The organism is Deltaproteobacteria bacterium (assembly GCA_005879535.1).
Lineage (GTDB): Bacteria > Myxococcota > Myxococcia > Myxococcales > 40CM-4-68-19 > 40CM-4-68-19.
In genome coordinates, this window is the sequence record VBKI01000048.1 from 99,429 (window position 1) to 108,289 (window position 8,861).

5 protein-coding genes and 1 pseudogene (1 of these 6 only partly in view) are annotated in these 8,861 nt (G+C 70.0%); 3 read left to right on the forward strand and 3 right to left on the reverse strand.

Going from position 1 to position 8,861, the window contains the following annotated elements; translation table 11 throughout:
* Positions 1–18: 18 nt before the first annotated feature.
* The 3 genes from E6J58_05520 to E6J58_05530 all read right to left on the reverse strand — a co-directional run bounded on the left by E6J58_05520 (position 19) and on the right by E6J58_05530 (position 4,148).
* Positions 19–2,055 (reverse strand): hypothetical protein, encoded by a 2,037-nt coding sequence (locus E6J58_05520; protein TMB40604.1) that lies wholly within the window; start codon positions 2,053–2,055, stop codon positions 19–21.
* A 183-nt stretch (positions 2,056–2,238) separates the two neighbouring features.
* Complete coding sequence (locus tag E6J58_05525; protein TMB40579.1) at positions 2,239–3,219, reverse strand: radical SAM protein; 981 nt, start codon at positions 3,217–3,219, stop codon at positions 2,239–2,241.
* Positions 3,216–4,148, reverse strand: coding sequence for a flippase-like domain-containing protein (locus E6J58_05530; protein ID TMB40580.1), 933 nt, complete (start codon positions 4,146–4,148; stop codon positions 3,216–3,218). The genes E6J58_05525 and E6J58_05530 overlap by 4 nt, the downstream gene beginning before the upstream one ends.
* 113 nt (positions 4,149–4,261) lie before the next feature.
* On the opposite strand from E6J58_05530, the gene E6J58_05535 reads away from it, so the two are divergent.
* The 3 genes and pseudogenes from E6J58_05535 to E6J58_05545 all read left to right on the forward strand — a co-directional run.
* A complete protein-coding gene (locus E6J58_05535; protein ID TMB40581.1) occupies positions 4,262–4,780 on the forward strand; it encodes a DUF2760 domain-containing protein in 519 nt (172 codons plus the stop codon).
* Positions 4,777–6,543, forward strand: coding sequence for an Hsp70 family protein (locus E6J58_05540; protein TMB40582.1), 1,767 nt, complete (start codon positions 4,777–4,779; stop codon positions 6,541–6,543). The genes E6J58_05535 and E6J58_05540 overlap by 4 nt, the downstream gene beginning before the upstream one ends.
* Positions 6,510–8,861: pseudogene (locus E6J58_05545) on the forward strand (molecular chaperone DnaK) (it continues 305 nt past the right edge of the window). The gene E6J58_05540 and the pseudogene E6J58_05545 overlap by 34 nt, the downstream one beginning before the upstream one ends.

Below are 8,861 nucleotides of genomic sequence, written 5' to 3' on the forward strand. Positions count from 1 at the left end.
TGGCCCTGCGTCTCGCTCCTACTGCTCCGCTCGCAGGGCCGCCTCCGTCGCCTCCAGCATCGGCTCCGCCACCACCGGACGTCCCGTCGCGTGCTCCATCCACAGATCCGGCAGCACGCGTCCGTACGACGCCGCCCGCTCGAACTCCTTCCCGAAATTGCCTCCGCGCAGCTTCTGCTCGAGCTGGAACTCGATCAGGTGTCCGATCGGATACCGGTACAGATAAAGAAAGCTGTTGATCATGTGCGAGTAGATCGCGAGCTGCGGATTGCCCGGCTTTCCCAGCACGGGCGCGTAGTACTGGTCCCAGTACTTCCGCGCGATCGCCACCGTCGCCTCCCGAAGCTGCGCCGGCGTCGCCTCCGTATGGTCGTACATCCAGTGCCACACGTCGAGATCGACCAGCGCCGGCCCGGCGATCTCCCAGGAGTCCCAGAACGTCTTCAGCGCCCGGGTATGCTCCACGCGCGGATCCGGCTTCGCCGCGCCCAGCAGCTCCAGGTCGCGTTGCTGGAAGGTGAACGCCAACGCCTCGGTGAACGCCGTCCCCGGAACGCCCTGCAGGAGCGTGTCGTCCACCTGGTACAACGAGAACACCTGCTCGACGTTGTGCCCGAGCTCGTGGACGGCGACCGTGCTGTAGTTCCGATAATCCATCCCGTCCGGGTTCACGCGCACGCGCAGATGCGGCGAGTCGCCAGGCCCCCACCAGGAGTACATCTCGCTCCTGCGCCCCGCCTGCAGCGCGTGCCCCGACCCGCGCGCCGGGTCCACCACGATGCGCGCGTCGAGGTATCGGGCCTTCTCCGCCGAGAACCCCAGGGCCTGCAGGATCCGCGGGAGGTCCTTCTTGTACGCCTCCGGCGTGGGGTAGCGCGCCCGCGTCAGCTTCGAGAGCTCCGCCTCCGGCTGCTTCTCGACGAAGCCCGCGTACCAGATGTCGAACGGTTCCAGCGCCCGTCCCAGCCGCTTCTGGATCAGCGCGGCGACTCTGGGCACCAGCGGCGATCCCAGGATCTGCGTCAGGAGCGCGCGCACGCGCTGCTCCGGGATCTCGTCGTCGAGCTGGAAGTTTCGATCGATCAACGTCGCCGCCATCGGCGAGTCCTGGTCGAGCTGCCGTACAGCGCGGAAGTCGGCGAGGAGCACGGCGTATCGCTGATCCGGCTCGCGCTCAGGCGAAAGCGACGGCTGCGCCGGCCGCCTCCCCTGCTTCTTCATCTGCTCCGTCTCCACCTCTTCGGGAGGCGTCGCGGTGAGGGCGTTGCTCGCCGGATTCCATTCGACCCGCGGATCGTCGATGACCGCCTTTGGAATGGTCTGCGTGACGATGCGCTCCATCACGTCGCGGATGAGCCGTTGCCGGGTCAGCGCCAGCGCCTTGTCGGGCTCCGCGTAATCGACCTTGATCTGATCGCGGAGGTTCCAGTGCGTCAGCAGACGCACGCCTTTGGGAAACAGGCGGCGTCCGTCGGGCGCCAGCACATGATGCATCCAGACGTTGTAGCCGGCGATGTAGGCGTCGGCGTCGGCGATCGCCTTGGCGACCGCCTGCAGCGCGGCTCCGCTCGGCCGCACCGCGAAACGCCGCGTGAGACGCGCGTGGGCCCACTGCTTGCGCGACCAGCGGGGCGCCTGCGAGACCATTTCCTGGAGATCGGGCTGCGGGAAGTTCAGCAGGGCGACGAAGGCGAGCTTCGAGGTGAACAGGTCCTCCGGCAGATGTGCCGAGACGTCGAGGGCCGCGAAGGCCTGGTCGACGTCCATCTGCGGCCCGAGCTCCAGCTCGTTCCAGCTCCGCAGCGCGCGGCCGATCTCCAGCATGTGGCCATCGATCTGCTCGAACGCGGCGGAGAACCGGCCGAGCAGAGCATCGAGCTGCTGCGGGTCGGCGACGAAGGCGTCTTCGACGAAGGCGCGCAGCGCTGGCGCATCCCCGTCGTCCGCCCGCCAGTACGCGGACACCTGCCGGATGCCGCGCTCCGCGCGGGCACGGGACGGCTCACCGTGCTTCCGCACCAGCGCGGCGACGAGGCCCGCCTGGTCCGCTTCGATTCGGGCAGACTTCGCCGCCGCTGGCGTTGCCTGGACGGAAGCACCCGGCTTCTCGGCGCCCGTGGTCTTGCAGCCCGACCACGCGGCGAGGACTGTCAGGGCGAGCGCGCCGCGGCGCGCCGGTGAAAGGAACGGAGATCGCATGGGGCGGGACTTCTAGCACCGTTCGTGACGCTTCGCGCGTCACCCTGCCTGCGCTCGCCAGCCGTCGTAGGCTGAAGCGGTGCGCACACAGCCGATCGTGCAGCCTTCGCTGCATGGCTTGCTCGCGTGGAACTGCTGCCGGAGATCGTCGAGCGAGTATGCGGCGAGGTCCCGCTCGAATGCCCCCCGCGTCTGACTGCACCACGCGACCTTGCCGGACTCGTCCACGTAGAGGTACCGCGAGCCGGCGCGACAACGAAACGGCGCGCTTCCGCCTTCGATCAGATCCTCGCGGTAGTCGGCCGCCTCGCGGCCTCCGCGCCCGAGCAGATGCTTGACCTCCCGGTAAGTCGCGAGCTCCTCCGCGGACAGGTTCAAGCGGCCCGAGCCGTCATGCAGAAGGATGATGCGCGGAGTCAGCCCGTGCGCGCGGGCAAAGCGAACGACCTCGAGCGCCTCCGCGGGCGGCGCGCTGCCGATCACGGCGCTCACCACCACCTGAAACCGCGCGCGCCGCGCGAGCTCCCGAAGCTTGACCCGGAGGGGGTCGAGAACCTTGACGGTGACGGCGTTGCGCTTCACGCCATCGACGCTGATCTGCAGATCGGTCAATCCGGCATCGTTCAAGGCTTCGATCAGCTTCGGCGTGAGCAGGTATCCGTTGGTGATCAGCTGCCGGCGACGGAACCGGAGCTCGCGCATTCGCGCGACGATGCGGACGAGCTCCGGGTGAAGCGTCGGCTCGCCACCGGTGAGGCACACCACCCAGGTGCGCAGCTCGCGCAGCTTCAACAGCCGCTCGTCGAGCGCGGCGAAGGGGACGGGAGGGGAGTGATCGTCGTACTCGTTGCAATAGCCGCAGCTCAAGTTGCAGCGCCGGGTCACCACGAGCTGGGCAAGGAAGGGACCAAACCGCAACCACTCGGCGATCGTCAGCCTGCCCTTGGGCGCAGCGCGAGTACGTTCGATGGCGTCGTCAGGTGCGATGGTGCCCGAAAGCACCGGCAAGCGGAGGGTCATTGCGGAGCCTCCCCGGTGCGCACGCCGCGGAGTCCGAGCGATGCGCGCGCCAGCACCAGCGCGCCCCAGACCGTCTCCGGGATGAACTGCATCACGTGGTAGAGGACGCCGACGGCAAGGCCTTGTTCCGGGCTCGCACCCACGGCGACGCAGGCGGCAGTGGCGCCCGCTTCGAAGAGGCCGAACTGGCCCGGCGTGACCGGGATGGCATTGGTGAGGTTCACGAAGAGGAGAACCAGCGCCGCGCCAGCAAAACCCGGCGCGATTCCCACGGCTCCCATCAGCAGCGCAATCTGCCCGAGATCGAGCAGCCACAGGACCGCCGTCTGTGCGAAAACGAGCAGGGCCGAGCGCCGATCGGCGAGCAGCGCGAGGCCGTCGGCGATCCGCTGCCGTAGACCGCTCCGGCGCGCTCGGCCGCTCCGGACCAGCCAGACGGCGACGCCCAGCCCGAGGAAGGCACCGACGCCGACGAGCCCCAACACGACCGAGGTGCGCGTCCCGAGATCGAGCATGAACGGCAGCGGCAAGGCGATGAGCGCCAGCATCGACGTGTTCAGGATCTCCTCGAGGACCACGACGGCGATGGCGCCGACCACCGGGACGCCGTGGCGGCGCACGAGGAGAACGCGTACCGCCTGGCCCGATCGCGCGGGCAACACATTGGTCGTCGCGCAGCCGGCCAGGTTGTAGTGGTAGAGCGTCCACGGCGAAATGCGCTGCATCGGAGCCAGCATCAGGGCCCAGCGCCAGGCCTTGACCGGGTGCAGCACCACCATGTGACCGACGGCGCACAACAGTACCAGGCGGTAATCGGCGCCACCGAGCGCACGGGCGAGCGCCGCAGGGTCGAACCGTGTCGCGAAGAACCAGCCGAACGCGGCGAGCAGCCCGATTGCGAGCAGCCATCGCAGAGCGCCAAAACGCATCGGACCACCCCTCGCGGCCCAGACCTTTAGCAAAACGGGCTTCCATGCTCAAAGGCACCGCGACGTGCATGTACGTGTTGACGGGCGCGGTTCACGTCGTAAGTTCCGCGCCCATGCCCGATCAGCCCTCGTTCCTTGCGCGCCTGTGGCTCGCCATCGTCTCCTGGTTCCGCATCGTCTTCGACGCCCGGTTCGCAGCGCAGGTCGCCGCTCTTCGTCGAGCCCGCCCGCCTCTGCCCGCAACGGCGGGTCCGCAGCCCGCCGGTCCGGCGCTCCACCTGCTGGCGCTCCTGCAGCGAGAGGGGCGCCTGATCGACTTCTGCGAGGAGGAGCTGGCGGGCTTTTCCGACGCACAGGTGGGAGCTGCCGCCCGCACCGTGCACGACGGGTGCCGCAAGGCCGTGCGCGAGGCTTTTACGCTCGCTCCGGTGCGCGCGGAGACGGAGGGCAGCAGCGTCACGCTCCCCGCCGGTTTCGATCCCCACGCCGTTCGTCTCACGGGTAACGTCACCGGAAGTCCGCCGTTTTCGGGCGTCCTCCGCCACCACGGCTGGAAGGCTACGCAAGTGCGGATGCCAGCGGCGGCCGGCGACGCCACCGTCATTGCTCCTGCCGAGGTGGAGCTGCCCTGATGGACCCGCGTTATTCGGTCGGCATCGACCTCGGCACCACCAACAGCGCCGTCGCGGAGGTCGACCTCGCGATCGAGCCCGCCGGCCCCGGCGAGCCGCTGCCCGCTCCGTTGCCGGTGGAGATCCTGCAGATGGTGGCGCGGCAGGAAATGGCCGCCCGGGAGCTGCTGCCGTCGTTCATCTATCTGCCTCCGTCGCACGAGGACCTCGGCCCTTTCGTCGTCGGCGCTCATGCCCGCGACCGCGGAGCCCAGGTCCCGGGCCGTCTGGTCAGCTCGTCCAAGAGCTGGCTCTCCCATCCGGGCGTCGATCGGCGTTCCCAACTGCTGCCTCCGGCGGCGGATCCGGAGACGCCGAGAATCTCGCCGCTGGAGGCGGCGGCCCGCATCCTCGGACAGATCCGCGAAGGCTGGGAGGCGGCCCACGCGCAGGAGGGCGCGTCCCTGGCAGACCAGGCCGTCACGTTGACCGTGCCGGCCTCGTTCGACGCCGCGGCACGCGATCTGACCGTGCAGGCGGCGGCGCAGGCGGGCCTTGCGAAGCTCACGCTCCTCGAGGAACCGCAGGCGGCGCTCTACGCCTGGGTCGACGCCGCCGGCGACGAATGGCGCAGGCACGTGCGTCCGGGCGACGTCATCCTCGTCGTCGACGTGGGCGGCGGCACCAGCGACTTCTCGCTCATCGCGGTGGGCGACGAGGAGGGTCGCCTGGCGTTGACCCGCCTCGCGGTCGGCGATCACATCCTCCTCGGCGGCGACAACATCGACCTGGCGCTGGCGCATGTCGTGAGCGAGAAGCTGAAGGCGCAAGGCACCCGGCTCGATTCCTGGCAGCTCGCCGCCCTGACCCACGCTTGCCGCAACGCCAAGGAGACCGGAACGACGTCGGTCGCCATCCCCGGCCGTGGCAGCGGGCTCGTCGGCGGGACGATCCGGGCAGAGATCACCAAGGCCGAGCTGCGGCAGACCGCGGACGCCTTCTTTCCCGACGTCGAGGTGGACGCGACACCTCTGACCCAGCGCCGCGTCGGACTCGCCACGCTGGGCTTGCCCTACGCGCAGGATCCCGCGGTGACCCGGCACCTGGCCGCGTTCCTGCGCCGGAGCAGCGGCGCGCTGGCGAAGAAGCCGGGCGCCACGTTCCTCCATCCGACCGCCCTCCTCTTCAACGGCGGCGTGTTCAAGGACGCATCGCTGCAGAAGACGCTCGCCTCCCTCGTCGACCGCTGGGTGCGCGCGGAAGGCGGGGCAGAGATCAAGGTGCTCCGCTCCGCCTCGCTGGATCTCGCCGTCGCCCTCGGGGCATCGTACTCGGGCCTGGCCCGGCGCGGTCGCGGCATCCGCATTCGCGGTGGAACAGCGCGCGCGTACTACGTCGGCGTCGAGGCGGCAGCGCCGGCCGTACCCGGATTCGCGGCGCCGGTGCGCGCCGTCTGCCTCGCCCCGTTCGGCATGGAGGAGGGCAGCACGGTCGATCTTCCGCAGCTCCAGGTCGGCGCCGTCGTCGGCGAGACCGCGTCCTTTCGATTCTTCGCTTCCAGCGCCCGCCGCGACGACGTCCCCGGAGCGATCCTCGAGGAAGTGGAAGAGCTCGACGAGCTGCCCGCCATCGAGACGACGTTGCCGGCCGCCGAGGGCAACGCCGGAGACGTGCTGCCGGTACATCTGCGCTCGCACGTCACCGAGGTGGGAACGCTCGAGCTGCAGCTCGTGTCGCAGGCGGGACAGGCATGGAAGCTCGAATTCTCGGTGAGGCAGGAGTGACGCTGCGGTACGCCGTCGGCATCGACCTCGGCACCTCCAATTCGGCGCTCGCATTCGCGGACCTGTCCGAGCCGGATCCGGGTATCCACGTCTTCGAGGTCCCGCAGCTCGTCGATCGGTCGCTCACGCAGCCGCACCAACTGCTTCCCTCGCATCTGTATCTTCCTTCGCCGCACGAAGGGCTCGGCGAGGTCCTGGTCGGCACGTTCGCCCGCGATCGCGGAGCGCAGGTTCCCGGGCGGCACGTCGCTTCCGCAAAGAGCTGGCTCTGCCATCCCTCGGTCGACCGCACCGCGGAGATCCTGCCGTGGGGAGCACCCCCGGACGTGCCGCGGCTCTCGCCGGTGGCTGCGAGCGCGCGCATCCTGCGGCACCTGCGAGATGCCTGGGACGGCGCGCACCCCGAGGCTCCGTTGGGCGAGCAGGACCTCGTCGTCACCGTTCCCGCTTCCTTCGACGAGGGCGCTCGCGCCCTGACCCTGCGCGCGGCGGAGGAAGCGGGTTTGCCAAACGTCATTCTGCTGGAGGAGCCGCAGGCCGCGTTTTACGACTGGACGCGCGTCCACCGCGGGAATCTGGAGGCGCAGCTCGGCGGCGTGCATCTGATCCTCCTCGTCGACGTCGGAGGCGGCACGACCGATCTGACGCTGATCCGGACCCGGCTTCGCGAGGACACGGCACCGGTGCTGGAGCGGATTGCCGTCGGCGATCACGTGCTCCTGGGCGGCGACAACATGGATCTGGCGCTGGCCCGCGTTGCCGAGCAGCGCCTGGGGCAGAGATTGAACGCCGCGCAATTCGGCGCGCTGGTGCAGTCAGCGCGCGTTGCCAAGGAGCTGCTGCTCGCGGACGATGCTCCGGAGCGGACGACGCTCGCGGTAGCGGGCGCGGGATCGCGCCTGATTGGGGGCGCGCTCAGCACGGAGCTGGCGCGCGACGAGGTCCGCGCGCTGCTCGTCGACGGATTCTTTCCCCGCGCCGCGGCCGACGACGCGCCGGCAAGATCGGCGCGCACCGCCGGTCTGGCGGAGCTCGGCCTTCCGTACGCGGCGGACCCGGCCATCACCCGACACGCAGCGGCGTTCCTGAAGCGGCATGCTCGCACCGCCGGCGAGCTGCGGGTCGACGCCGTCCTCTACAACGGCGGCGCCTTGACGCCAAAGCTGCTTGCAGATCGTCTGACGGAGGTGATCTCGGGCTGGGTGGGAACCGCCGTGCGCCAGTTGCGCAACGACGCGCCCGATCTCGCGGTGGCCCGCGGCGCGGCAGCCTATGCGCTCGTCCGGCGCGGACTCGGGCTCCGCATCGGAGGCGGCAGCCCGCGCACCTACTACGTCGGGGTGGGCGACGGCGGCCAGGCCGTCTGCGTCGTCCCCCGCGGCGCTGCCGAGGGGGTGGAGCAATCCCTGGATCGCGACTTCTCTCTCGTGCTCGGGCGCCCCGTGCGCTTCCGCCTCTTCGCTTCAGCGGGGTTCCGCCCCGAGCGCGCCGGCGATCTGGCGCAGGTCGACGACGATCTGACGGAGCTTCCTCCGCTGCAGACCGTCATCCCCGGCGAGGGCGTTGCGCCGGTGCGGCTGAGGGCGGCGCTCACCGAGATCGGCACCCTCGAGGTCTTCTGCGAAGGCGCGCAACGGTGGAAGCTCGAGTTCCAGCTCCGCGCCGAAGCGCGTGAAGCCGGGGCTGTCTCGCAACTGCCGCGCAACATCGACGCAGCCCGCGAGCAGTTGCAAGTCGTCTTCGGGAAGAAGCCGGTCCAGGATGCGAGCGCCAAGGACATGTGGCGCAACCTGGAGCGGGTGCTCGGCGATCGCTCGACATGGACGCTGGCGACGGACCGTGATCTCTGGGGTGTCGTCTGGGCGGGCACGCAGAAGCGGCGCCGGAGCGCGGATCACGAGCGGATGTTTCTCTCTCTCTGCGGATTCCTGCTCCGGCCCGGGTTCGGGGCGCCGCTCGATGCCTGGCGCGTCGAGCAGACCTGGACGCTGTTTGCGCAGGGCCTCACGCATCACAGGGAACCGGCGGTCTGGGCGGCGTGGTGGATCCTCTGGCGCCGCATCGCGGCCGGACTGTCGGCAGACGCGCATCTCGCGTTGTTCGAGGCGATCGGCGCGCACCTGCGGCCCGCGCCGAAGCAGCGCGTCGCAAATCCCGGCAAGCGACTCCCCGGAATGGCGATGGACGAGATGGTCCGCCTCGTCGGCGCACTGGAGCGGCTGCCGGTGGAACGCAAGATCGAGGCCGGAGGATGGCTGCTGGACAAGCTCTCGTCGCCCGCGCGGCCGGCTCCGGGCGTCGCCTGGGCGCTGGGGCGG